Annotated in this window: 20 protein-coding genes; 4 read left to right on the top strand and 16 right to left on the bottom strand. The window is 41.4% G+C overall.

All coding sequences use genetic code 11. The features are described 5' to 3' along the window. Positions 1-49: 49 nt before the first annotated feature. Both aroB and FKG96_RS08405 read left to right on the top strand, forming a co-directional pair. Complete coding sequence (gene aroB, locus FKG96_RS08400; protein WP_149105317.1) at positions 50-1,117, top strand: 3-dehydroquinate synthase; 1,068 nt, start codon at positions 50-52, stop codon at positions 1,115-1,117. A 163-nt stretch (positions 1,118-1,280) separates the two neighbouring features. Continuing rightward, a complete protein-coding gene (locus tag FKG96_RS08405) occupies positions 1,281-2,039 on the top strand; it encodes a ThuA domain-containing protein (RefSeq protein ID WP_149105318.1) in 759 nt (252 codons plus the stop codon). Between the two features lie 122 nt (positions 2,040-2,161). On the opposite strand, the gene ilvA is transcribed toward FKG96_RS08405, so the two are convergent. The 15 genes from ilvA to atpD form a co-directional block, all read right to left on the bottom strand. Further along, on the bottom strand, positions 2,162-3,400 hold the full coding sequence (gene ilvA / locus FKG96_RS08410) for a threonine ammonia-lyase IlvA (RefSeq protein WP_149105319.1): 1,239 nt from the start codon (positions 3,398-3,400) through the stop codon (positions 2,162-2,164). A 75-nt stretch (positions 3,401-3,475) separates the two neighbouring features. Then, entirely contained in the window at positions 3,476-4,537 is a 1,062-nt protein-coding gene (leuB, locus tag FKG96_RS08415) for a 3-isopropylmalate dehydrogenase (protein ID WP_130856409.1), read from the bottom strand. A 205-nt stretch (positions 4,538-4,742) separates the two neighbouring features. Beyond that, entirely contained in the window at positions 4,743-6,257 is a 1,515-nt protein-coding gene (locus FKG96_RS08420; protein WP_130856410.1) for an alpha-isopropylmalate synthase regulatory domain-containing protein, read from the bottom strand. Between the two features lie 154 nt (positions 6,258-6,411). Next, positions 6,412-7,008 (bottom strand): 3-isopropylmalate dehydratase small subunit, encoded by a 597-nt coding sequence (leuD, locus tag FKG96_RS08425; RefSeq protein ID WP_013665557.1) that lies wholly within the window; start codon positions 7,006-7,008, stop codon positions 6,412-6,414. Between the two features lie 5 nt (positions 7,009-7,013). Further along, complete coding sequence (leuC, locus tag FKG96_RS08430) at positions 7,014-8,408, bottom strand: 3-isopropylmalate dehydratase large subunit (protein ID WP_130856411.1); 1,395 nt, start codon at positions 8,406-8,408, stop codon at positions 7,014-7,016. A 105-nt stretch (positions 8,409-8,513) separates the two neighbouring features. After that, positions 8,514-10,025 (bottom strand): 2-isopropylmalate synthase, encoded by a 1,512-nt coding sequence (locus tag FKG96_RS08435; RefSeq protein WP_013665559.1) that lies wholly within the window; start codon positions 10,023-10,025, stop codon positions 8,514-8,516. A 75-nt stretch (positions 10,026-10,100) separates the two neighbouring features. Next, positions 10,101-11,564, bottom strand: coding sequence for an ATP-binding cassette domain-containing protein (locus tag FKG96_RS08440; protein WP_149105320.1), 1,464 nt, complete (start codon positions 11,562-11,564; stop codon positions 10,101-10,103). Between the two features lie 173 nt (positions 11,565-11,737). After that, positions 11,738-13,219, bottom strand: coding sequence for a ketol-acid reductoisomerase (gene ilvC, locus FKG96_RS08445; protein WP_149105321.1), 1,482 nt, complete (start codon positions 13,217-13,219; stop codon positions 11,738-11,740). A 54-nt stretch (positions 13,220-13,273) separates the two neighbouring features. Continuing rightward, positions 13,274-13,765: a DinB family protein gene (locus FKG96_RS08450; protein WP_149105322.1), complete on the bottom strand. Its 492-nt coding sequence runs from the start codon at positions 13,763-13,765 to the stop codon at positions 13,274-13,276. Positions 13,766-13,767: 2 nt separating this feature from the next. Then, a complete protein-coding gene (ilvN, locus tag FKG96_RS08455) occupies positions 13,768-14,358 on the bottom strand; it encodes an acetolactate synthase small subunit (protein WP_013665563.1) in 591 nt (196 codons plus the stop codon). 37 nt (positions 14,359-14,395) lie between these two features. Further along, entirely contained in the window at positions 14,396-14,761 is a 366-nt protein-coding gene (locus FKG96_RS08460) for a four helix bundle protein (RefSeq protein WP_149105323.1), read from the bottom strand. A 66-nt stretch (positions 14,762-14,827) separates the two neighbouring features. After that, complete coding sequence (gene ilvB / locus FKG96_RS08465) at positions 14,828-16,579, bottom strand: biosynthetic-type acetolactate synthase large subunit (protein ID WP_130856416.1); 1,752 nt, start codon at positions 16,577-16,579, stop codon at positions 14,828-14,830. A gap of 96 nt (positions 16,580-16,675) precedes the next feature. After that, the gene (gene ilvD, locus FKG96_RS08470) at positions 16,676-18,370 is read right to left on the bottom strand and encodes a dihydroxy-acid dehydratase (protein ID WP_013665566.1); all 1,695 of its coding nucleotides are present in this window, start codon (positions 18,368-18,370) and stop codon (positions 16,676-16,678) included. Positions 18,371-18,762: 392 nt separating this feature from the next. Next, positions 18,763-19,017 carry an ATP synthase F1 subunit epsilon gene (gene atpC, locus FKG96_RS08475; RefSeq protein ID WP_041387300.1) on the bottom strand — a complete coding sequence of 85 codons (255 nt, stop codon included), beginning with the start codon at positions 19,015-19,017 and terminating at the stop codon, positions 18,763-18,765. Positions 19,018-19,070: 53 nt separating this feature from the next. Beyond that, positions 19,071-20,576, bottom strand: a complete 1,506-nt coding sequence (gene atpD, locus FKG96_RS08480) for a F0F1 ATP synthase subunit beta (RefSeq protein ID WP_013665568.1) — start codon at positions 20,574-20,576, stop codon at positions 19,071-19,073. Positions 20,577-20,957: 381 nt separating this feature from the next. On the opposite strand from atpD, the gene FKG96_RS08485 reads away from it, so the two are divergent. Together FKG96_RS08485 and mtgA are read left to right on the top strand one after the other, a co-directional pair. Continuing rightward, positions 20,958-21,878: an SDR family oxidoreductase gene (locus FKG96_RS08485; RefSeq protein ID WP_149105324.1), complete on the top strand. Its 921-nt coding sequence runs from the start codon at positions 20,958-20,960 to the stop codon at positions 21,876-21,878. Between the two features lie 614 nt (positions 21,879-22,492). After that, positions 22,493-23,278 (top strand): monofunctional biosynthetic peptidoglycan transglycosylase, encoded by a 786-nt coding sequence (mtgA, locus tag FKG96_RS08490; protein WP_013665571.1) that lies wholly within the window; start codon positions 22,493-22,495, stop codon positions 23,276-23,278. Here mtgA and FKG96_RS08495 read toward each other — a convergent pair. Next, positions 23,275-23,730, bottom strand: coding sequence for an ABC transporter ATPase (locus FKG96_RS08495; protein WP_149105325.1), 456 nt, complete (start codon positions 23,728-23,730; stop codon positions 23,275-23,277). The two genes, mtgA and FKG96_RS08495, sit on opposite strands and share 4 nt — an antisense overlap. Positions 23,731-23,734: the final 4 nt, after the last annotated feature.

A 23,734-nucleotide genomic window follows, 5' to 3' on the forward strand; every position in this document is an offset into this window, starting at 1 on the left:
ATCGGATATCGGCTGATTTCTGAGAGCTGAAAGCTGAGAGCTAATAAGCATGATCAAAGAAATAAAAAGTAATACTTATTCCGTATATTTTGAGAGACAGTTCAACGCTTTGCGCGAATTTTTAAATAAAAACACTTATTCCAAAATTTTTATCTTAACCGATCGTAATACCAGCGAGCACTGCTTGCCCGTGTTTACATCATCGATGCCGGAATTAACGGCATACGATTTAATAGAAATTGATCCTGGAGAAGAGAATAAAAATATTGATTTCTGTATCGGTATCTGGAAAATGCTCTTGGATTTTGGTGCTGACAGAAAGAGCTTACTCATTAATCTGGGGGGAGGGGTTATAACGGATATCGGTGGTTTCGCTGCGTCGACCTTTAAACGAGGAATTGATTTTATTCAAATACCTACAACCTTATTATCGCAAGTCGATGCCTCGGTAGGGGGGAAGACCGGAATTGATATGGATGGGGTAAAAAATATTATCGGCACGTTCACACAGCCAAAAGCGGTACTTATTAATAGCGACTTCTTAGCTACTTTAGACGAACGGCAAATGGTTTCTGGCTTTGCTGAAATGATAAAACATGGGTTGATCTATGACCAGGGTTATTTTGGAGAGTTACAAAGAGTTGATTTAAAAGAATTGAATGAGGATTATATTTACCGTTCGGTTGTCATAAAAAATGATGTTGTTACAAAGGATCCAACGGAAAAAGGACTTCGAAAGATTTTAAATTTTGGGCATACAATTGGACATGCGGTTGAAAGTTATTCTTTAGCAAACGACTCTTTTCCTTTGCTTCATGGGGAAGCAATTGCAGTAGGCATGATCTGTGAAGCTTATTTGTCTCATCGTCATAACGGGTTGTCTCTGGAATCGTTGAACGAGATCCGAGGCTATATCATGCATCTGTTCCCAAGCTATTCATTTGGCGAAGCAATATATGAGTTTTTATATACTTATATGCTGAATGATAAAAAGAACACCGGTGATAAAATTGGTTTTGCGCTTCTAAATAAAATAGGAAGTTGCGATTTTGACCTATATATTCAAAAAGAACAAATTTTTGAAAGCTTGGATTATTATCGTTCATTATTGAATTAAAAAGTCAAAACCCCGAAGGGCTCATTGATACCTTAAGAAACAAACAAGATATCAATAATTAAAAAGTCAAAAGCTTGGCTCCCGAGAGGACTCGTGAGACCCCTCGGGATGCTCTGTCTTCAAGGGATGTTTTTATTAACTGATTAATAACTTTATAAAACTTATGAAACTAAAACGTTATGCATCTATCTTCGCCCTCATTTGGGTTGCGGGTATTTGCTTTTCCTTTTGTAAATCGGAAAAGAATATCGACCATTCGCAAGTGAAACCGCTGGTACTCGTGTTTTCAAAAACCGCGGGATTTAGGCATGACTCCATTGAAAAGGGGGCGAAAACCATCGAAGAACTTGGCGAAGAGAATGGCTTTGCTACAGAACATACAGAAGATGCTTCCGTTTTTACAGAAGATAATTTGAAAAAATATAAGGCAATTGTTTTTTTAAGTACAACAGGCGATATCTTAAATGATGCACAACAAACGGCATTTGAGCATTATATACAGCAAGGTGGAGGATTTGTGGGGGTCCATGCAGCAGCCGATACCGAGTATGATTGGCCGTGGTATAATAAATTGGTGGGAGCATGGTTTCTGAGTCACCCGAAGCAACAGGACGCAATCCTATTGGTGTTGGATAAAAATCATCCAGCTACTGAACATTTAGCAGATACTTGGCGCAGATGGGATGAATGGTACAATTATAAAGATATAAATCCGGATACAAAAGTATTAATGAAACTGGATGAAACCAGCTATGAAGGTGGTAAAAATGGAGATAATCATCCTATTGCCTGGTATCATAACTATGATGGTGGAAGAGCTTTCTATACAGGCTTGGGACACACGAAAGAAAGTTATGATGAGGTGGATTTTCGGAAACATCTCTTGGGCGGCATTGTTTATGCAATGGGTATTAGTAAGTAGTTGAGTAGGGAAATCGTTGAGTGGGGAAATCGTTGAGTAGTTGAGTAGGGAAATAGTTAAGTAATTAAATAGTCGTTAAACTACTCAACCACTTAACTACTCAACTATTCTACAACTCAACCTTATATCAAATACTCAAACAAAGTCTGGTCGGTATTAACTTCTTTGAAATCAAAACGATGTTGACGCATGCGGCTCAACAAAGCATCATAATCTTCTGCTTTATGAAGTTCGATACCTACAAGTGCAGGTCCTCTTTCGCGCTCTGTTTTCTTGATGAATTCAAAACGGGTGATGTCATCATGAGGTCCCAATACTTCGTTTACAAACAGCTTCAATGCACCGGGACGTTGCGGAAAACGAACGATGAAGTAATGTTTGAGGCCTTCGTATAAAAGGGATAACTCTTTTATTTCTGCCATCCGATCGATATCATTGTTGCCTCCGCTAATGATACAGACCACTGTTTTGCCTTTTATATCTTCTTTACAGAAATCCAAAGCTGCTACTGAAAGCGCTCCTGCAGGCTCTACAACAATGGCGTCTTCATTGTAAAGTTTCAAAATGTTCGTACATACTTTTCCTTCTGGAACCAATATTACTTTTTCTAGGATCTCCTTACAGAGCGGAAATGTCAACTCACCAATCCGTTTAACAGCAGCGCCATCTACAAAGCGATTGATTTCACTGAGTGTTACGGGTTGCTCCGCTTTTAATGCTTCCGTCATGGAAGGGGCACCGGCTGGCTCCACACCTAAGATTTTGATGGCAGGATTTTCACTTTTTAAATAATTTCCAACTCCCGCGGCAAGGCCTCCTCCTCCAATCGGTATAACTACAATATCGATATCAGGCTGATCTTCCAAAATTTCGACCCCCACGGTGCCTTGTCCTTCGATAACGCGATAGTCATCGAACGGAGGAATAAAGGTCATGTTATTGGCGGCAGTGTAGGCGAGGGCCTCTTTTAAACAATCGTCAAACGTATCACCTACGAGCACAATTTCGATCTGTCCATTCCCAAACATGGTCGTTTGCGTTACCTTCTGTTTTGGAGTGATTTCCGGCATAAAAACCACCCCTTTCACGCTTAACTTATTACAAGAGTAGGCAAAGCCCTGCGCATGGTTACCCGCACTGGCGCATACGACGCCCCGTTTAAGTTGGTCATCACTTAGCGAACTTACCATATTATAAGCCCCGCGAAGTTTATAGGATCTTACCAGTTGTAAATCCTCCCGTTTTAAATAAACGTGACAAGCATATTTTTCCGAAAGCCTGGGGTGGTATACCAGCGGGGTGCGTTTTATTACGCCGCTTAAACGGGTGGTTGCCGTTTTATAGTTTAATGTTAAATCCATTTCATCGGTATTACTAAAAAAGATACCAGAGCAGTCAAAATAATGACAAATCTGGTATCTTTTTGAGGCAAGCGCTTAAATATTCGCTGCCAACCAGTCGCCAACTTCACTGGTTTTATAAGCTTTATTATTCTTTCCTGCCAAGTCTTCTGTTACAATCCCCTCGGCTAGCGATTTATTGACTACTGCTCGAATGGCTGCTGCTTCTTCTTTTAAATTAAAGGCGTCTTCGAACATCATGGCAGCTGATAATACAGTAGCAAGTGGATTAGCAATATCTTTTCCTGCAGCTTGCGGGTAAGAACCATGAATCGGTTCAAAAAGGGAGGTATGAATACCGATAGACGAAGAAGGCATTAAGCCCATAGATCCCGAGATAACGGAAGCTTCATCCGTTAAAATATCGCCAAATAAATTCTCTGTTATAATGACATCATACGAACTGGGCCATTGTACGAGGCGCATGGCAACGGCGTCAACGAATTCATAACTTACTTCTACTTCCGGAAAGTCCTTTTCCATATCCTGTACCGTTTCTCTCCATAAGCGAGAGCTTTCCAATACGTTGGCTTTATCTACACAGCATAGTTTTTTTCTCCTGCCCATCGCCATTTCGAAGCCCAACTTGGCAAGACGTTGAATTTCTTCACGAGTATAAGTACAGGTGTCAAACGCAGTATCGCCATTATCTTTGCGTCCTCTTTCACCAAAGTAAATACCGCCGGTCAATTCGCGTAAAATCACTAAATCAGTACCCTCAATGCGCTCTCTCTTTAACGGAGAATTATCGATTAAGGAAGGAAAGGTAAACGTAGGGCGAACATTAGCAAATAGGCCTAGTTTTTTGCGCATTTTAAGCAAGCCTTGTTCGGGACGTACCGTAGCTTTTGGATCATTGTCAAAGCGGGGGTGGCCAATCGCACCGAATAACACCGCATCCGCTGCCATACAAACCGCATGGGTTTCATCCGGGTAAGGTTCGCCGACCGCATCAATTGCCGCAGCACCTGTTAAGGCTGCTGTCCAGTTGATTTGGTGACTAAATTTCTTTGCTACTGCATTGACTACTTTTACGGCCTGGTCGATAACTTCCGGGCCAATTCCATCTCCTGCTAGAAGAGCGATATTTAAGTTCATAGTGTTAATTAAAAAGTAAAAATTCAAAAGTAAAAATTAAAAACCCTGAAGGGCTCATTGATGCTTTAAGAAACAAACAAGATATCAATAATTAAAGAACCTGCCTCCCGTAGGGATGGTCAAAACTCCGATGGCTCTTGTCTTACTACTTATCTGCCTGCCGTCAGGCAGGTGTCTTATGTCTTGATACTTATATCTAAGCACACTAAATAATATTCAACATTTTTTGTGTCGCCTTAATGGCGCAGACGGTTTGATCCGAGTCGAGACCTCGAGTTACAAAGGTTCGACTGCCGGTTTCCCAAGTGATAATGGTCTCACATAGCGCATCTGAGCTACTGCCTGGTGCGATACGAACGGTATAGTCTACTAGCTTTGGTAAACGCAGGTTTTTTTTTGCGTATACTTTAGCCAAGGCCTTCATAAATGCGTCGAATTGTCCATCACCCTGCGCATGCTCTTCCATTGTTTTACCATCAATGCAGACAGCGATAGTAGCCGATGGACGTAATCCTTTTGCATGCGTCAAAACATATGATTCCACCTTCACTTTTTCTTCATATAGATTGCTGTCTAGTACATCCGAAATAATATAGGGTAAATCTTCTTTAGTGACGGTTTCTTTTCTATCACCTAACTCAATAACTCGTTGGGTGACTTTTTTCAGGTCTTCCTGATTAAGCTTTAATCCGAGTTCTTGCAAGTTTTTTTCGATGTTAGCTTTACCGGAAGTTTTGCCGAGCGCATATTTGCGTTTTCTGCCAAAACGTTCGGGCAGTAGGTCGTTAAAATAAAGATTATTTTTATTATCACCATCGGCGTGGATACCTGCGGTCTGCGTAAATACGTTTTCGCCGACGATTGGCTTATTTGCAGGAATCCTGATGCCTGAAAAGGTTTCAACTAGTTTGCTGACTTTATAAATCGCAGATTCTTTAACGGAAACCGTTACATCCGGAAGAAAATCGTTCATTACTGCTACGACACTGGCCATAGGTGCATTACCGGCTCTTTCACCCATGCCATTTACTGTTAAGTGTAAGCCATTCACCCCCGCTTTCACTGCTTCCAGTACATTGGCCGTCCCTAAGTCGTAATCATTATGCGCATGGAAGTCGATATGTTGGTCCGGATATTTATGCCGCAGCTCTGCGATATACTGAAAGGTCTCACTCGGTGTCAATACGCCAAGCGTGTCAGGCAATAGTATCCTTTTTATAGGCTGTTTGGAGAGAAAATTTAAATATTGATATACATATTCAGGTGAATTTTTCATCCCATTGCTCCAGTCCTCCAAGTACACATTGGTGTCAATGCCCTTTTTACTTGCTAATGCGATAATATCAGCGATTTCGGCAAAATGTTGTTCAGGTGTCTTTTTGAGCTGATGAGTGAGATGGTTTAAAGACCCTTTGGTAAGTAAGTTTTGCACCTTTGCACCTGCCTTCAACATCCAATCAATAGAAATACCATTGTCTACAAAAGTCAATATTTCAATAGCTTGGAGATATCCGTTTTCCTTAGCCCAACTAGTTATTGTTTTTACCGCTTCGAACTCTCCTTCAGAAACACGCGCCGATGCAATTTCAACTCGGTCTACCAGCAATTCTTCCAATAATAATTGTGTAATTGTTAATTTCTCTGAAATAGAAAAAGACACACCTGAGGTTTGTTCACCATCACGCAAAGTGGTGTCCATTATTTCTATTTTTCTTTTCATTCGTAAGGTAAGTAAAAATTAAAAATTAAAAAGCCTGCAATTCAGTCGCACGAACCCAGCTCACAACCAATATCGTTAAGTTGTTAAATACTTAAGTAGTGGTGTCAAATGAGCCTGCTCACAACTCACAACGGGCAACTCACAACTGATCCCTCTAAAAAGGCAGTGTCGAAGCAAAGTCCTGAATCTCTCCTTTTATATTCTGGAGGTAATCAATATCATCAAAACCATTTGATAAGTTGTCCTTTTTATAGGGACTAATATCAAATTTCTCCTTTTCGCCAGTTGGCAAAAGGGTAATGGTTTGTTCCGGAAGATTCACTTCCAATTCAGTTTTCGGATCGGCAAAAACAGCACTGAAGATCTTTTCTAGAAATTCAGGACTTACCTGTACGGGTAGCACGCCGATGTTAAGACAGTTGTTCTTGAAGATATCCGCAAAGAAGCTAGATACCACACAGCGGAAACCATAGTCGTAAACAGCCCAGGCAGCATGTTCGCGCGAAGAACCGGAACCAAAGTTTTTTCCGCCCACCAAAATCTTACCACCGTAAATAGGATTGTTTAAAACGAAATCACTTTTGGGAGTATTATCCGAATTATATCGCCAATCACGAAATAAATTGTCGCCAAAGCCTTCTCGCTTAGTTGCTTTAAGAAAACGTGCAGGAATAATTTGATCGGTATCCACATTCTCGATAGGAAGTGGAACCGCTGTACTTGTCAATATATTAAATTTATCGTAAGCCATAGAGATTAAATTAAAGTTCTTGGATCGGTAACAACACCGGTAACAGCAGCAGCTGCTGCTACAAGCGGACTTGCGAGCATGGTACGTGCACCCGGACCTTGGCGCCCTTCAAAGTTTCTATTCGAAGTACTTACCGCATATTTACCGGCCGGCACCTTGTCATCATTCATTGCTAAACACGCCGAACAGCCAGGTTGGCGCAACGTGAATCCAGCTTCTGTCAGGATATCCAATAGTCCTTCTTTTTTAATCTGTTCTTCCACGATATGCGAACCAGGCACAAGCCATACGGTAACATCCTCTGCCTTTTTCTTTCCTTTAACTAAAGAGGTAAAAGCCCTGAAATCTTCGATACGTCCATTTGTACAACTACCGACGAAAACATAATCTACTTTTTTACCAATCATGGATTCTCCTTCATGGAAGCCCATATAACCTAAGGACTTTTCATAAGTGGCCACACCGCCCTCTACTTCAGACGCATCCGGAATATGATTGGAAATACCGATTCCCATACCGGGGTTTGTTCCATACGTGATCATCGGTTCGATGCTGCCGCCGTCGAAGGTAAACTCTTTATCGAATACCGCATCACTGTCTGTTTTCAAGGTTTTCCAATAGGCCATGGCCTTATCCCATGCTTCACCTTTTGGCGTAAACTCCCGATCTTTAATGTAAGTGAACGTAGTTTCATCCGGGGCAATCATGCCGCCTCTTGCGCCCATTTCAATACTTAAATTACATACGGTCATACGGCCTTCCATGCTCATCTTTTCGAAAACTTCACCCGCATATTCAACGAAATACCCGGTAGCACCCGAGGTAGTTAATTTGGATATGATAAATAAGGCAACATCTTTAGGCGTAACACCTTTACTAAGAGAACCCGTTACGTTAATGCGCATCTTTTTAGGTTTCGGTTGCATGATACACTGTGAGGCCAATACCATTTCTACTTCTGAGGTACCGATGCCGAATGCAATGGCTCCGAAGGCCCCGTGTGTAGACGTATGCGAATCACCACATACAATGGTCGCACCAGGTTGTGTAATTCCGTTTTCCGGTCCGATCACATGTACAATACCATTTTTTTGGTGGCCAAGCCCCCAGTGTCTAATACCGTAAGCATTGGCATTTTCTTCCAATGCCTTTAACTGATTGGCTGAAAGCGGATCAGCCACAGGAAGGTGTTGGTTAATAGTTGGCGTGTTATGGTCGGCGGTAGCAAATGTACGCTCCGGATATAATACGCTAATACCACGGGTTTTAAGCCCTAAGAAGGCCACCGGACTGGTAACCTCATGGATTAAATGACGGTCGATAAATAACACGTCAGGACCGCCCTCAATCTTTCGTACTACATGCGAGTCCCACACTTTATCAAATAACGTCTTGCTCATTTTTATTTAGTTAGATTTTAATTTTTCTTGCTATTTAGTACTGCTCAGTTTATCGCTTTCTCGTCTCTGTTTCGTCTCACTCCGATGATAATGGAAAAAGCTAATTTACACAAACTTATTTAATGCATCCAGATAAGCATTAGCCGATGCTCTTACGATATCGGTACTGAATCCATATCCCATATAGGATTGATTATCATGGATAACACGCATATCTACTTTACTTACATCGTCACTTCCTCCATGAATAGAGTGTATATTAAATTCCTTGATTTCATTATGGCTTCCAATAATGCTTTCGATGGCTTTAATGGTAGCACTCACCGGGCCGTTACCAGATGCCGTTGCTTCCCGTTCGGTACCTTTATAGTTCAGTTTAATGATCGCTTGCGGATCGCTTTGATCACCGGTTATAACTTGCAGAGAACTGATAGTAACGCCGTTTTTAAAATTGGTTTCTGCCTCATCACCCATTAAGCGCAACAAATCATCATCCTTAATCTCCTTCTTTTCGTCGGCAAGTGCGAGAAAACGCTGATAGGTCTGATCCAAATCGATGCGATCAATAGTATACCCGAGGCGTTCTAAATGGTGTTTAAGTGCATGTCGTCCGCTACGAGCAGTAAGGATAATCTCTGACTGATCTATACCAACATCCTCCGGATTGATAATTTCGTAATTTTCGCGGTGCTTAAGTACTCCGTCTTGGTGAATGCCGGAGCTGTGTGCAAAGGCGTTACGTCCTACAATAGCTTTGTTAGCTTGCACAGGCATACGCATCATGCGGCTTACCATCGTGCTAAGCGGATATAATTGTTTGGTGTTAATGTTGGTCTGGAACCCGAGTGTTTGATAGTGTGTTTTGAGTGCCATGACCACTTCCTCTAAAGAGGTGTTACCTGCACGCTCACCGATGCCGTTTATTGTGCATTCGACTTGCCGAGCACCATTTTGAATTCCCGAAAGACTATTAGCGGTAGCAAGGCCCAAGTCGTTATGACAATGGACGGAGATAATCGCCTGATCGATATTCTTAACATTTTCTTTTAGGAAACGAATTTTAGCACCGTATTGCTCAGGTAAGCAATAGCCGTTGGTATCAGGAATATTGACAACCGTTGCACCCGCGGCGATCACTGCCTCGATCATTTGAGCTAAATATACATTGTCCGCTCTTCCGGCGTCTTCCGCATAAAACTCAACATCTTCTACAAATTGTTTAGCATATTTCACCGCTTCCGCAGCACGCTCAAGAATCGCTTCACGGGTACTGTTGAATTTATATTTAATATGCATGTCAGATGACCCGATACCGGTGTGGATACGGGGCCGTTTCGCATATTTTAAAGCCTCTGCTGCGCAATCAATATCGCCTTTATTTGCGCGGGTTAAAGCGCAGATGATCGGTTCGCGTACAACCTTTGATAATTCAACTACACTTTGGAAATCACCCGGACTGGAAATCGGAAAACCTGCTTCAATAATATCCACTCCCAAAGCCTGAAGTGCTTCACCGATAATGATTTTTTCGGGCGTGGTCAATTGTGAACCAGGGACTTGTTCTCCGTCACGAAGCGTGGTGTCGAATATGTATAAGTGATTAGGATTATGTAACATACTGGGTCTTTTTTATTTCTACTATATATTTAGGATAGCTGTATATGGTTGACAATAACGGTCTGTTCCATCTTTCTAAGCATATGCGGCTATCTTTTGTATTGTTTTTATTTCACCTTTCTCTAGCACAATTTTGTTTTCCAGACAGCTCGGTAGTTGTGTCTCGTAATGACCAACGTAAATCAATGTTTTTCCAAAGCTACAAAGTTCGTCCACAACTGCATTGAAATGTTCGGTCTGCGCGTAATCCAGGCCTTGGCAGGGCTCATCTAATATCAATAGCGACGGATTTTTGATGACGGTTCTAGCCAATAAAACAAGTCGCTGTTTACCTAAAGGCAAGGTTGTTAACAGGCGGTCCTTACAGGTTGTTAACTCAAAGAAGTCTAATAGCTGGGTAACCCGCTGTTGTTGTTCATAGTTTAGCTGTCGAAATAAACCAATACTATCGTACAGGCCGGAGGCGATCGCTTGCCACACTTTCGCAGTTTTATCAAAGTACCAATGTAATTCAGGCGAAACAATACCTAAGTGAGCTTTAATATCCCAAATACTTTCTCCACTTCCTCGCTTGTTGCCAAAAAGATGGATCTCATTTGCATACGCTTGTGGATGATCGCCATTTATAAGACTGAGCAAGGTCGATTTACCTGAGCCGTTATGCCCTTGCAGAAGCCACTTTTCGCCTTTACGTACTGTCCAACTGATATTCTTTAATACTTCTTTTTCGCCATATCGAACATGGATGTTTTCCATATGGACGAAAATATCGGCCGATTCCCTCGGCTCTTCTTGAAGGAAATGCGGTAAAGGCTTTTGTTCGCGAGCCACATCTTTGGATAAATTTTGAATAGAAGATAGGTGTTTTAACTTTCCATTTTCAATTTCCGCAAATCGGTTGATGCAGTTTGGTATGTTTTCATCGTTTGTGATAAGAATCAACTGTACACCTGCTTCAGCCAACTCTTCCAAAAAGTGATTTAGCTTTTTGCGCGACGCTTTATCTAATCCGGTATACGGTTCATCAATAATTAACAGTTGCGGTTTAAGCCAGAGTGCTTTTATCAATTGTAATTTTTTATGCTCTCCACTGGACAGTTCGATGAGCTGCGTATTTTTGAAATCGATAAAATCGAAAAGATCTAAGTATTTCTCAACTTCTTCAAACGCTAGGCTTTCCTCTTTGGCATAATGCATTAATTCAGCATATACCGTCAAGGTATCATTGCGTTGTTGTTTATTATAACGCTGCTGATAATAGAAATTGCGATCGCCTTCCAGGTTGGTAAACTGATACCAGTTAGATACATACAGTACTCGGGCGGGAAGGGCGGAAGATTTATTGAAAAAGAATTGCATATCGCCACTTGTTTTTTCAAGTCCAGCGAGCGCTTTTCCCAATGAACTTTTTCCCGAACCACTTTTTCCACCAATAAGCCAATGCTCTCCCTGGAGGATTTGCCAATTGAGCTGATCCAATATAACATCATGTGCATATTGAAGACTTAAATGGGTAATATGGACGAAGGGATTAATCATAGCCGAATGGGCTGGAATGCCTTTTTAATATGGTGTCGTTGTTTTAATACAAACTTATACAAATTGTTTTTTTATACTATCAAGCCTTTTTTGCAAAAAGTGCCAACCAGGCCTGTTTATGTACATTAGAAATTGTCCGGGCCGGTTAACTCCAAAACCGGCCCGGATGTTTTTTACACTGTTTTAATAGCCTTCATGGCAGTCATTGCTTTCCGTAATACTGCACCTACTTTTTCTACCGGATGGTTGCGGATAGCCTCATTAACAGCAATTAGTTCTTGGTTATCAACCGCTCCATCTTTGCCATCATTATAGTTTTTGCCGATGATGTCTGTATCAACGGTTTTCATAAAATCAGCTAACAATGGTTTACAAGCATGATCAAATAAATAACAACCATATTCAGCAGTATCGGAAATGACGCGGTTCATTTCGAATAGCTTTTTGCGGGCAATGGTATTGGCAATAAGCGGTGTTTCATGCAATGATTCGTAATAAGCAGATTCCGGTTTAATACCCGCTTCCACCATGGTTTCGAACGCTAATTCAACGCCTGCTCTAATATAAGAAACCATAAATACGGCATGGTCAAAATACTCTTGTTCTCCAATTTTTACATCCCCTGCAGGCGTCTTTTCGAAGGCTGTTTCACCTGTAGCGGCGCGCCAAGCCAATAAGTTTTTGTCGCCGTTCGCCCAGTCTTCCATCATGGTGCGGCTGAATTCACCACTCATGATATCATCTTGGTGTTTTTGAAACAATGGACGCATAATGGTCTTAAGTTCTTCAGAAACCTCAAATGCTTTGATTTTAGCTACGTTGCTTAACCTATCCATCATAGCCGTGATACCACCCTGTTTTAATGCTTCTGTGATTACTTCGACGCCGTACTGCACTAGTTTTGAGGCGTAACCGGGTTCAATCCCTTTTTCCACCATCTTGTCGAACGATAAGATCGAACCGGTTTGTAAAAGCCCGCATAAGATGGTCTGCTCACCCATCAAATCTGATTTAACTTCCGCTACGAATGACGAACGCAACACGCCGGCTTTATGACCACCGGTACCTACACAGTACGCTTTAGCTTCAGCTAAGCCCTTACCTTGAGGATCGTTCTCCGGATGTACGGCAATGAGCGTAGGCACACCAAAACCACGTAAGTACTCAGCTCTAACTTCTGAGCCTGGACATTTCGGAGCGACCATTATTACCGTAATATCTTTGCGGATTTGCTTTCCTTCTTCAACAATATTGAAACCGTGTGAATAGGATAGGGTAGCACCTTCCTTCATTAAAGGCATAATAGCATCAATAACGGAAGAGTGTTGTTTATCGGGCGTTAAGTTACTGACGAGATCAGCTGTAGGGATAAGTTCCTCATAAGTACCCACCGTAAAGTTGTTATCGGTTGCATTTTTCCATGAATCTCTCTTTTGTTCGATTGCTTCCTTACGAAGCGCATATGAAACATCAAGTCCACTATCTCTTAAATTAAGCCCTTGATTTAGGCCTTGAGCACCGCAGCCCACAATAACGATTTTTTTACCTTTTAATGCGCTCACGCCATCCGTAAATTCACGGATGTCCATAAATTCGGCAACGCCTAATTGGTTCAATTTTTCTCTGAGTGGTAGGGTGTTAAAATAATTTGCCATTGTTTTATCTAATGTTTGACGATTACTGTTTTGATTTTATAACGTTTTTAGCTGTTAGGCATTAGCCGATAGCTTTTGTTTTTCTCCTATTATCGCTCTTTTTATAGCTGTAGCAAAGCCTAGATGTAATGCATCATGGTTTTGAAAGTAATTGATCGCGTCTTCTATACCTTTTAGTTCGAGACCGAAATGTAGTTTAGTGGGATTAAAATTATGGAAAACGCTTGCTTCTAAATCCCCCAGCAACTCATCGATAAGTGTGTAAGCCTGTTCCTTCAAGTAGTCAATTTCATCCTGATCAATAAATTTTTCAGGTTTTGAACCTTTTTGATACTTAAGCATATACTGTTCATCTAGCTTTATGGGCAAGCCGGATAGTGTATAGCAAAGTTTTTGCTGACTCACTACAATGTGCCCGAAGTTCCAAGCAATATTGTTATTAAATCCCGAAGGGATGGTATTAAGTTCTCCGATGGTCATATTGTCCATCAACTCAATAAAATTCCTTCTTACCTGGAGGGCTATGTCGATACTGCTTATTGCCATAACTACATCGTAAAGACTTTATCCTGCTTATCAAGGTATTCGTTCTCAACAATTTCTTCTGCTGGTTCTGCCAGTTCAAATTGCTTTAATTTCTTGTGGAATCCTTCGCTATCTTTAATGATGGCAATGCGCGCGCTCCGAACAAATTCAATTAAATTGTATTCGGCTAAGGCTTCGGTTAACTTATCGATTTCCTCGCGATGTCCCGCAGTTTCAAATACGGTGTAGTCGTTTCGGATCACTACAGCATGTGCACCATATTCACGTAATAAGCGTTCAATAGGCGCTTTTTCAGTTACCACACTGGTGGGAACCTTATATAAGGCCTGCTCTTGCCATATGACCTCGTCATTGGTATTATAATAGGCTTTGAGCACTTCAACCTGTTTTTCAATTTGTCTACATAATTTTCGCACTACTTCCTCCGATTCGGTGATTACTATCGTAAAGCGATGGATGCCATGTACTTCTGAAGGTGAAGTGTTTAAGCTCTCAATGTTTATTTTACGACGAGAAAATATGATAGCAATTCTGCTGATCATACCAATGCTATTCTCTGTGTAAACCGTGATGGTATATTCTTGTTTTTCCATTTTTTTAATTCAAAAGGTAAAATTCAAAAGTTAAAAACTATGCAGCTTTGTTTTTTAAGATAATGGTTGCAAGGATCTTTGCTATCTCTTCAACTTCCAACATCAACGAATCTGCTTTATTTTTATCTATGTTTAATGTTTCTCTAATTAGTTTGAGCCAATAGATTGTTTCATTGGCTGACTTTAATGCGATAATGTGAAACTTTAAAAAGTCGTTTTTCGATGAGCCCGATTTACCCTCGGCTATGTTAGCTCCGACTGATGTAGCACTACGAACCAACTGGTCAAAGATTGAAGAAAAAGTCCTGTCAAAATTTGTGTCTTTTACAAACAAAATAATCTGTTTCGAAAAGAGAAATGTCCTTTCCTTTATATCATATATTTTGTTGACTCCAAAAGACATTTTTTCACTTTTACCACCCCCTAAGGGGACCTTTTTATTTTTGAATTTTTACTTTTTATTTTTGACTTACTTCAACCTTATTTCACTTACACTACTTCCTTGCGGTACCATAGGGAATACGTTATTCTCTTTCCCTACCATTACTTCCAATAGATAAGAGCCGTCATGGTTCAACATTTCTTGTAATGCCTCCCTTAAGTTAGCTCGTTGATCTATGCGTTTTCCGGGAATGTAATATCCTTTAGCCACTGCTACGTAATCGGGGCTTGTTATGTTTACAAATGAATAACGTTTGTCATGGAACAACTGCTGCCATTGGCGAACCATACCCAGGAACTGGTTATTCAGAATCAAAATTTTAACCTTCGCGCCAAATTGCATAATCGTGCCTAATTCTTGAATAGTCATCTGAATACCGCCGTCACCGATGATTGCTACCACATTGCGCTCGGGAGCTCCATACCAAGCACCTATAGCTGCGGGCAGTCCAAATCCCATTGTGCCTAAACCTCCGGAAGTAACATTGCTTTTCGACTGTTTAAAACGGGCATAACGGCAAGCCACCATTTGATGCTGACCCACGTCGGTTACGATAACCGCATCATCATTGGCTAATTCATTGAGCACATTGATTACTTCTCCCATCGTCATTTCACCTTCACCCGGATTCAATTCAGCATGAATGACCTCTTTTACTTCTTCCTGCTCAAGCTCACGGAATTTCTGTACCCATTCACTGTGCTGGTTGGCTTGAACTAATGCTGTAAGTAAAGGCAAGGTCTCTTTACAATCGCCCCAAACGGGTACCGTTGTTTTGACATTTTTGTCTATTTCCGCCGGATCGATATCCAGATGAATCACTTTAGCTTGTTTCGCATATTTATCAAGTCGCCCCGTAACCCGGTCGTCAAAACGCATACCGATGGCTATGAGGACATCACATTCGTTTGTTAAGACATTGGGTGCGTAATTGCCGTGCATACCCAACATACCGACATTTAAGGGGTGATCAGTTGGCAGTGCGCTCAGTCCCATAATTGTCCATGCAGCAGGAATGCCTGTTTTTTCGATAAACGCCTTAAATTCATTTTCGGCTTTCCCTAAAATGACGCCTTGACCAAAAAGCACAAAAGGCTTTTTTGCTTGATTAATCAGCTCTGCGGCCGCTGCAATATATTCTTTTCGAACGATTGGAGCCGGGCGATAGCTTCTTATATGGTTGCAAGAGGTATAGCCTTCATAGTCGAACAATTGCAGTTGTGCGTTCTTTGTTATATCAATTAATACAGGGCCTGGCCGGCCTGTTCTTGCTATATAAAACGCCTTTGCTAAAGCCGCTGGAATTTCGCACGCATCCGTTACTTGGTAATTCCATTTTGTAACGGGTGTTGTAATATTAATAACATCGGTTTCCTGAAAAGCATCGGTGCCCAAAAGATGTGCAAATACTTGACCTGTAACACATACAATAGGGTTGCTATCAATCATGGCATCCGCCAGGCCGGTAACTAGGTTTGTTGCGCCCGGACCACTGGTAGCAAAGACAACACCGGTTTTTCCCGAAGTACGGGCATAGCCTTGCGCCGCATGTATACCACCTTGTTCATGGCGCACCAATATATGTTTCAATCGGTCATTATAGTCATACAATGCGTCATAAATAGGCATAATCGCACCCCCTGGGTAACCGAATATGGTGTCCACTCCTTCAGCAATAAATGCCTCCAATACGGCTTGAGAGCCTGAAATTTTTGTTGTTTTTGCCTTTTCCTCCTGTGCTTGCTGAGGCGTGTCTTTTGTTATTTCGAGCGTATTCATGTCCTTTTTGTTGTTTGTTACTCGTTATTAGTTATTAGTCATCAGCTTTCAGTCATCGGTTGTCAGCCGTCTATATACGTGTGCAGACTTCCCGATTTATTCATCGGTAACACAACCTTCTGCCGCACTTGAAACGGTTCTTGCATATTTATATAAAACCCCTTTGCTTACTTTTAAGCTAGGTTGTTTCCAATTTCGTCTTCTTTCCGCTATAATCTCATCGGCTACCTTTAGGGTGATGGTATTATTGACGGCATCGATTTCAATGATGTCATTATCTTCCACCAATCCGATCAGTCCGCCATCATAGGCTTCAGGTGTAATATGACCAACTACGAAACCATGCGTACCACCGCTAAAACGACCGTCGGTAATCAAGGCAACGCTTTTCCCTAAACCGGCACCAATGATGGCAGAGGTAGGCTTTAACATTTCAGGCATTCCGGGAGCTCCTTTAGGGCCTTCATTTTTGATAACCACTACATCGCCTGCTTTTACGGTACCATTGGCCAAACCGGCTATTAGATTTTTTTCACCGTCAAACACTCTTGCCGGTCCTTCAAAGCGCTCACCCTCTTTGCCGGAGATTTTGGCTACACTTCCCTTTTCTGCCAAGTTGCCATACAAAATCTGTAAATGGCCGGTAGGTTTGATCGGATTATCGATAGTTTGTACAATCGCCTGTTCCTTTAAATTGATCGGTTCCACATTTTCCAGGTTTTCAGCTAAGGTTTTACCGGTAACCGTTAAGCAGTCGCCATGGAGCAGGCCTTCGTTTAAAAGGTATTTCATAACAGCCGGGATACCGCCATGTTGATGAAGATCTTGCATAAGATATTTGCCGCTTGGTTTAAAATCTGCCAATACCGGTGTTGTATCGCTCATGCGTTGAAAATCATCTTGTGTAATTTCAACACCTACGCTTTTTCCCATTGCGATAAAATGCAATACAGCATTGGTGCTTCCCCCAAGGATAATAATGATGCGCAAGGCATTTTCAAAAGCCTTGCGGGTCATGATGTCGGATGGTTTAATATCTCGCTCCAATAAGATGCGGATGTATTTCCCCGCTTCCAGGCACTCTTTTCTTTTTTCTTCACTTACAGCAGGATTAGAAGAGGAGTAGGGGAGGCTCATTCCCAAAGCCTCAATGGCAGAGGCCATCGTATTTGCGGTATACATTCCCCCACAGGCGCCCGCACCGGGACAGGTATGTTTGATGACTCCTATAAAATCTTCCTCACTAATGGTTCCTGCTATCTTCTTTCCCAGTGCTTCGAAAGCCGATACGATGTTTAAATCCTCTCCCTTATAATGTCCAGGGGCAATCGTTCCGCCGTATACCATGATCGATGGACGGTTAAGTCTTCCCATGGCCATAATAGATCCCGGCATATTTTTATCGCAGCCTGGGATAGTAATGAGGCCATCGTAATATTGTCCTCCGCAGATCGCTTCGATACTATCGGCAATAATATCGCGGCTTACCAGCGAATAGCGCATCCCATCAGTTCCGTTGCTCATACCATCACTTACACCGATTGTATTAAATACTAAACCTACCAAGTCGTGATCCCACACGCCCTTTTTGACCACTTGTGCCAAATCGTTCAAATGCATGTTACAAGTGTTACCGTCGTAGCCCATACTTGCAATGCCGACTTGTGCTTTATTCATGTCTTCGTCCGTAAGGCCAATGCCATAGAGCATGGCTTGGGCAGCAGGTTGTGTTTTGTCCTGTGTAAACACTTTGCTGTACTTGTTTAGTTCAGTTTTTTGTTCAGTTAGCATGTCGCACTTAATATATTATTTTTCTTTATTTGATCTGCAAAATAGTATAGACCAACGGGCCTTGTTTTACTATAGGTTTTATTACTATATATTGTTTTCCCAAAATAGTAGCTTATAATTACAAAGGCAATAGCTAGTGGAGATTTATTAAATTTGATATTTTGTTTTATGAATATTGTTTCGTTCCAAATTTTATTTTGTCAATTATGGCTGTCTAACTATATAAATGGTCAATAAATAGACTAAAACCTAATTTGGTATACGGTACATATTTATGTATGCATAATAATTTATCGCCATTTTCTTCCTAAAATTGCTAAATGGGGAAAAAAACTTGTAAAAAAGAAAGCCCGGTAATCATTGACTACCGGGCTTTCTTTTTTGCTTTTTTTCTAGTTTTCTTCAGTTACAACACCTTCAGCAAGCACGGTAATTTTATTGTCGAGTACTTCAACCACCCCGCCTTTAATAATAATGACTTCGATATCCTTATTGTTGCGGATAATGACTTTCCCATCCTCTAACGTAGATATAATGGGGGCGTGATCTTTCAAAATTTCGAAAGAGCCTGCACTTCCCGGTACGGTTACAGAATGGGCCTGTCCGCTGAATATTGATTGGTCTGGTGTAATAATGTTAAGTTCCATATATACTAGATCATGCGTACTGAACCGGATGTTCAACACGCGATACTATCATTTTATGCGTTTGCTTCTTCTAACAGTCTCTTACCTTTTGCAATGGCATCTTCAATGCTGCCTACCAAGTTAAATGCAGCTTCCGGATATTCATCAACCTCACCATCCATAATCATATTGAAACCTTTTATAGTATCTTTAATATCCACTAACACGCCTTTTAAACCTGTAAATTGTTCAGCAACGTGAAAAGGCTGTGACAAGAAACGCTGCACGCGACGAGCACGGGCTACTACCAACTTGTCTTCCTCTGATAACTCGTCCATACCCAAGATGGCGATGATATCTTGCAATTCTTTATAGCGTTGCAAAGTTTCCTTAACGCGTTGAGCAGTGTTATAGTGTTCATCTCCTAAGATGGTAGGATTCAAGATACGAGAAGTTGAATCCAGTGGGTCTACTGCAGGATAGATCCCTAACTCGGCTATTTTACGCGACAAAACAGTGGTAGCATCCAAGTGGGCAAAGGTAGTTGCCGGAGCTGGATCCGTCAAGTCATCCGCCGGTACATATACCGCTTGTACAGAGGTAATCGAACCACGTTTTGTTGAAGTAATACGTTCTTGCATTAAACCCATTTCGGTTGCCAATGTTGGTTGGTAACCCACGGCAGAAGGCATCCGTCCTAATAGTGCCGATACTTCTGACCCTGCTTGTGTAAAACGGAAGATGTTATCAATAAAGAACAGAATGTCTTTTCCCGCTCCTTCACCGTCACCATCACGGAAATATTCGGCAATGGTAAGTCCTGAAAGCGCAACCCGCGCACGTGCACCGGGAGGCTCGTTCATCTGGCCAAAAACGAAAGTAGCCTTTGATTCTTTTAAAGCGTCGGTATCGACCTGCTCTAGATTCCAGTCGCCCTTTTCCATGCTATGAAGGAACTCGTCGCCATACTTGATAATTCCCGATTCGATCATCTCACGTAATAAGTCGTTTCCTTCACGGGTACGCTCACCTACGCCGGCAAATACCGATAATCCGGAATAAGCTTTCGCAATGTTATTGATTAACTCTTGGATAAGTACCGTTTTACCTACACCTGCACCTCCAAACAAACCGATTTTACCGCCTTTAGCATAAGGCTCTAATAAATCGATTACTTTGATACCGGTATAAAGCACCTCGGTTTCGGTAGAAAGATCCTCGAATTTTGGCGGTAAATTGTGAATAGGACGTCCGTTTGATTTATCGAGTTCTTTAATACCGTCAATGGCATCTCCAACTACGTTAAATACACGGCCCTTAATGTCATCGCCTATTGGCATCTTTATAGGAGCTCCTGTATCTTTTACAGGCATACCCCGTACAAGGCCGTCGGTAGAATCCATGGCGATCGTACGTACGCGTTCTTCTCCTAAATGTTGCTGAACCTCTAAAACAATACGTTGTCCGTTTGCTTTTTCGATTTCCAATGCGTCGAAAATTTTCGGTAATTTAGCACCGCCTGCAAAGCTGACGTCTACTACTGGTCCGATTATTTGCGCTATTTTTCCGGTGTTGGACATATAAGAAACTATGTTTTTTTAAATAATGTACAGATTTATTGCCATTTAAGGGCTTTATTTCGGACTGCAAAAATACGCTTTCTAGTGGAATATCAAATACTTAAATGAAAAGATTTTTTGTTCTTAAAAATGACTCTTTTGATCATGTGCCTTTTCATAAGCACCGGATGCGTTTTTTGAGGGGCTGGCAATCTAATCCACTGTTTATAAATAAGTTCTTTATGTTGCATTTGCCATACGAATCGTTTGCGTCCGAGAAGAATATTTTTGATGGGTCTAAACAATTAGCCCCAATTTCGGTCTTAAGTTTAAAAGTAGTTTTAAAATAGGCGGTTTATGCGTTTATCGCAATTTTACCGGAGCATTTAAATATATATATGCATGAAGAGATTATTGGTTACTGGAAGCAATGGTTTATTGGGGCAGAAGATAACGGATATTTTACTACAAGGTCAGTTTCCGGGGTTTGAATATATAGCAAGTTCGCGAGGATCGGACAGATTTGGGACGAGCTCTCGTTATCGGTATCTTGATTTAGATATTACGCATCATGAACAAGTGGCAAAAGCTATTGAAACTTATCGTCCGGATATTATCATCAACACAGCGGCAATGCCCAATGTGGATGCCTGCGAAAGAGAGCCCGAAAAGAGCTATGAAGTTAACGTAGTTGCCGTGGCTCATCTAATAGCAGTCTGCGAACATAAAAACATTCATTTGATTCACCTATCAACTGATTTTGTGTTTGATGGTGAAGAAGGCCCTTATGAAGAGGAGGATGTACCTAACCCGGTGAATACTTACGGCAAGCATAAGCTTGCAGCGGAGGAGTTGATACAAAAAGCAACATGCCCTTGGTCTATTGTTCGTACAATTTTGGTATATGGCGTTCTTCGGGATATGAGCCGAAGTAATATCGTGTTATGGGCGAAAGATGCATTGGAAAATGGGCAGTCGATCCGTGTGGTAAATGACCAATGGCGGATGCCCACTTTAGCGGAAGACTTAGCAAAGGCCTGTCTGACCATTGCTGAACGAAAAGCTACCGGTATATATCATATCTCGGGAAAAGACATGTTCAGCATCTGCGAGATTGTTGAGGCGGTTGCTGCGTACTATCGTTTGGATGCTTCCTTTATATGCAAAGAAAAGTCAGAAGCGCTTAAGCAAGATGCCCGACGTCCGAAAAGAACAGGTTTTATATTAGATAAAGCGTATGAAAGGCTGGATTATGTGCCTCATAGTTTTGGAGAAGGATTGAAGTTGATCGATGAACAGCTAGCAAAATTGCAGTCGTCTTAAGATGTTAATGTACTGTTAAATATTAAAAGAACGATTATTTTATTCAACTTTTCTTGATAAAAGTTGAGCAAACCGAAGAACGTAGTGATGAGTTCATGAACACCTTTAAAAATAAACAAGTGTGAATAAATCAAGGCTATGTAGGCTACCTTGCACCTGATGGCAAAGCATTCATGGCGCGTATTGGAGCCGTTTCACTTCCTCAATCCGCTTGCATATTGCCATATGAACAGAGTGCAAATGCTTTGCTGCTCGTTGCCTCGGTATCCTCCAAGGCCGTTTTTCCCACGCACATGCCCCTTGGTCAAAGCTAGAGCTAATTCGTCCGGTTAAAAGTAAAGACTCTCCGTTCTAAAAAAATGCCGCCTCCAAAATTTACAGCTAGCACTAGGAGGCACTACCATTCCTGTAAATTTTGAAGCGGCGAGCTTTCTTTGCTTCTTTTCTTTCGCGGAGAAAGAAAGAAGTTAAAATAATCGTTCTTTTAACATTAACACCTTCATCACATATTAAAAACGATTTCCTTGCGGATATAATAATACACTATGAGATAATCACAATTTATTTTTAGGTTTGCAGCCAAATTACGAAAAGTCAACACTACCTCTTATCAAATGGCAATTAAAAGGACACCGAAAAAGAATCAATTTCGGAATAAAAGTTCATATAAACATAAAAATAGTAAAACCTTTCCTGTTAAAGATCGACTGCTAACGCTTCTTCAACAAAGAAAATTCGGGGTTTTCTTAGCATATGTGACCTTGTACTTTATTATTATTACAGGTGGCTGGGTGCTGATTTTTCGTTTTGTCAACCCACCTTTCACCTTGCTCATGTTACAACGAGGCGTTGAACGCAAATTTGATGGAAAGGACTGGAAGTTGGAAAAGCGTTGGGTAAGCTATGACGAATTGTCTGACAATTTAAAACGAGCAGCAATTGCCGGAGAAGATGCTAATTTTATGCAACATGTCGGTTTTGATATCAAAGCGATACGAGAGGCTTATAAAAAGAACCAGGCAGGAAAGGCAATGCGAGGGGGGAGTACCATTAGCCAGCAAACCGCAAAAAATGTTTTCTTATGGCCCGGTCGTTCTTGGCTCCGAAAAGGTTTTGAAAGTTATTTCACGATGTTAATTGAATTATTGTGGGGTAAGAAGCGAATCTTGGAAGTTTATCTCAATGTGATTGAAACCGGCGACGGGCTTTATGGTGCACACGCAGCCACTCACGCGTATTTTAGCAAAGCGCCCACATCACTTACAAAAAAACAAGCCGCCTTGATCATCGCTGTACTGCCAAATCCCCGACGTTGGTCGCCAGCCAGGCCCACTTCTTACATTAATAGAAAAGCGAATGCGATTGTTCGCTATATGGGACACAGCAGCATTCCCGATTAAGCAAATACACGGGCATGCCAACTATCTTTAAACGGAACTTCCCACTTGGTTTTCAAATCCTCCCCGTTATCCACTAAGTTGTTAAAAACCATGGTATCTTCGTTAATTCGTCCAGTCGCCAACAGTTGCTCGAAAGTGGCGCGAGGTACAACGTGAATGTCGTCTCCCCTGCGATAAGCGATTTGCATCCGATCAAATAAGGAGATGTTTAACTCGCTTTCCAGCTCTTTCAATAGATGAACTGATTTATCAATTGAGCAGCCGCTTGGCAGCACCTGCGATAAGTCGACACTTATAATGATAAATAAATGATATCGGATTTCGACCCTTGCTGTCAGTTTTTCTTTGTGTGCTTTCCATTGATCGGTAAAAGCTTCCAATTTATTGAGTATACGTGCTTCTTCCCCTTCTGAGAAAGATTTAGCCGCTTGATATATCCAAATTCGTTCCATACTT

The organism is Olivibacter sp. LS-1, assembly GCF_008245145.1.
Classification (GTDB): Bacteria; Bacteroidota; Bacteroidia; order Sphingobacteriales; family Sphingobacteriaceae; genus Olivibacter; species Olivibacter oleidegradans.

What these genes read in the sequence shown, in the direction of transcription:
- ilvA (WP_149105319.1), bottom strand. Translation starts at nt 3,400, where the DNA reads ATGGATTTAACATTAAACTATAAAACGGCAACCACCCGTTTAAGCGGC.
- FKG96_RS08405 (WP_149105318.1), top strand. Translation starts at nt 1,281, where the DNA reads ATGAAACTAAAACGTTATGCATCTATCTTCGCCCTCATTTGGGTTGCG.
- leuD (WP_013665557.1), bottom strand. Translation starts at nt 7,008, where the DNA reads ATGGCTTACGATAAATTTAATATATTGACAAGTACAGCGGTTCCACTT.
- FKG96_RS08495 (WP_149105325.1), bottom strand. Translation starts at nt 23,730, where the DNA reads ATGGAACGAATTTGGATATATCAAGCGGCTAAATCTTTCTCAGAAGGG.
- aroB (WP_149105317.1), top strand. Translation starts at nt 50, where the DNA reads ATGATCAAAGAAATAAAAAGTAATACTTATTCCGTATATTTTGAGAGA.
- leuC (WP_130856411.1), bottom strand. Translation starts at nt 8,408, where the DNA reads ATGAGCAAGACGTTATTTGATAAAGTGTGGGACTCGCATGTAGTACGA.
- mtgA (WP_013665571.1), top strand. Translation starts at nt 22,493, where the DNA reads ATGGCAATTAAAAGGACACCGAAAAAGAATCAATTTCGGAATAAAAGT.
- ilvN (WP_013665563.1), bottom strand. Translation starts at nt 14,358, where the DNA reads ATGGAAAAACAAGAATATACCATCACGGTTTACACAGAGAATAGCATT.
- FKG96_RS08435 (WP_013665559.1), bottom strand. Translation starts at nt 10,025, where the DNA reads ATGTTACATAATCCTAATCACTTATACATATTCGACACCACGCTTCGT.
- atpC (WP_041387300.1), bottom strand. Translation starts at nt 19,017, where the DNA reads ATGGAACTTAACATTATTACACCAGACCAATCAATATTCAGCGGACAG.
- ilvB (WP_130856416.1), bottom strand. Translation starts at nt 16,579, where the DNA reads ATGAATACGCTCGAAATAACAAAAGACACGCCTCAGCAAGCACAGGAG.
- FKG96_RS08420 (WP_130856410.1), bottom strand. Translation starts at nt 6,257, where the DNA reads ATGAAAAGAAAAATAGAAATAATGGACACCACTTTGCGTGATGGTGAA.
- FKG96_RS08460 (WP_149105323.1), bottom strand. Translation starts at nt 14,761, where the DNA reads ATGTCTTTTGGAGTCAACAAAATATATGATATAAAGGAAAGGACATTT.
- FKG96_RS08440 (WP_149105320.1), bottom strand. Translation starts at nt 11,564, where the DNA reads ATGATTAATCCCTTCGTCCATATTACCCATTTAAGTCTTCAATATGCA.
- leuB (WP_130856409.1), bottom strand. Translation starts at nt 4,537, where the DNA reads ATGAACTTAAATATCGCTCTTCTAGCAGGAGATGGAATTGGCCCGGAA.
- ilvC (WP_149105321.1), bottom strand. Translation starts at nt 13,219, where the DNA reads ATGGCAAATTATTTTAACACCCTACCACTCAGAGAAAAATTGAACCAA.
- FKG96_RS08485 (WP_149105324.1), top strand. Translation starts at nt 20,958, where the DNA reads ATGAAGAGATTATTGGTTACTGGAAGCAATGGTTTATTGGGGCAGAAG.
- atpD (WP_013665568.1), bottom strand. Translation starts at nt 20,576, where the DNA reads ATGTCCAACACCGGAAAAATAGCGCAAATAATCGGACCAGTAGTAGAC.
- ilvD (WP_013665566.1), bottom strand. Translation starts at nt 18,370, where the DNA reads ATGCTAACTGAACAAAAAACTGAACTAAACAAGTACAGCAAAGTGTTT.
- FKG96_RS08450 (WP_149105322.1), bottom strand. Translation starts at nt 13,765, where the DNA reads ATGGCAATAAGCAGTATCGACATAGCCCTCCAGGTAAGAAGGAATTTT.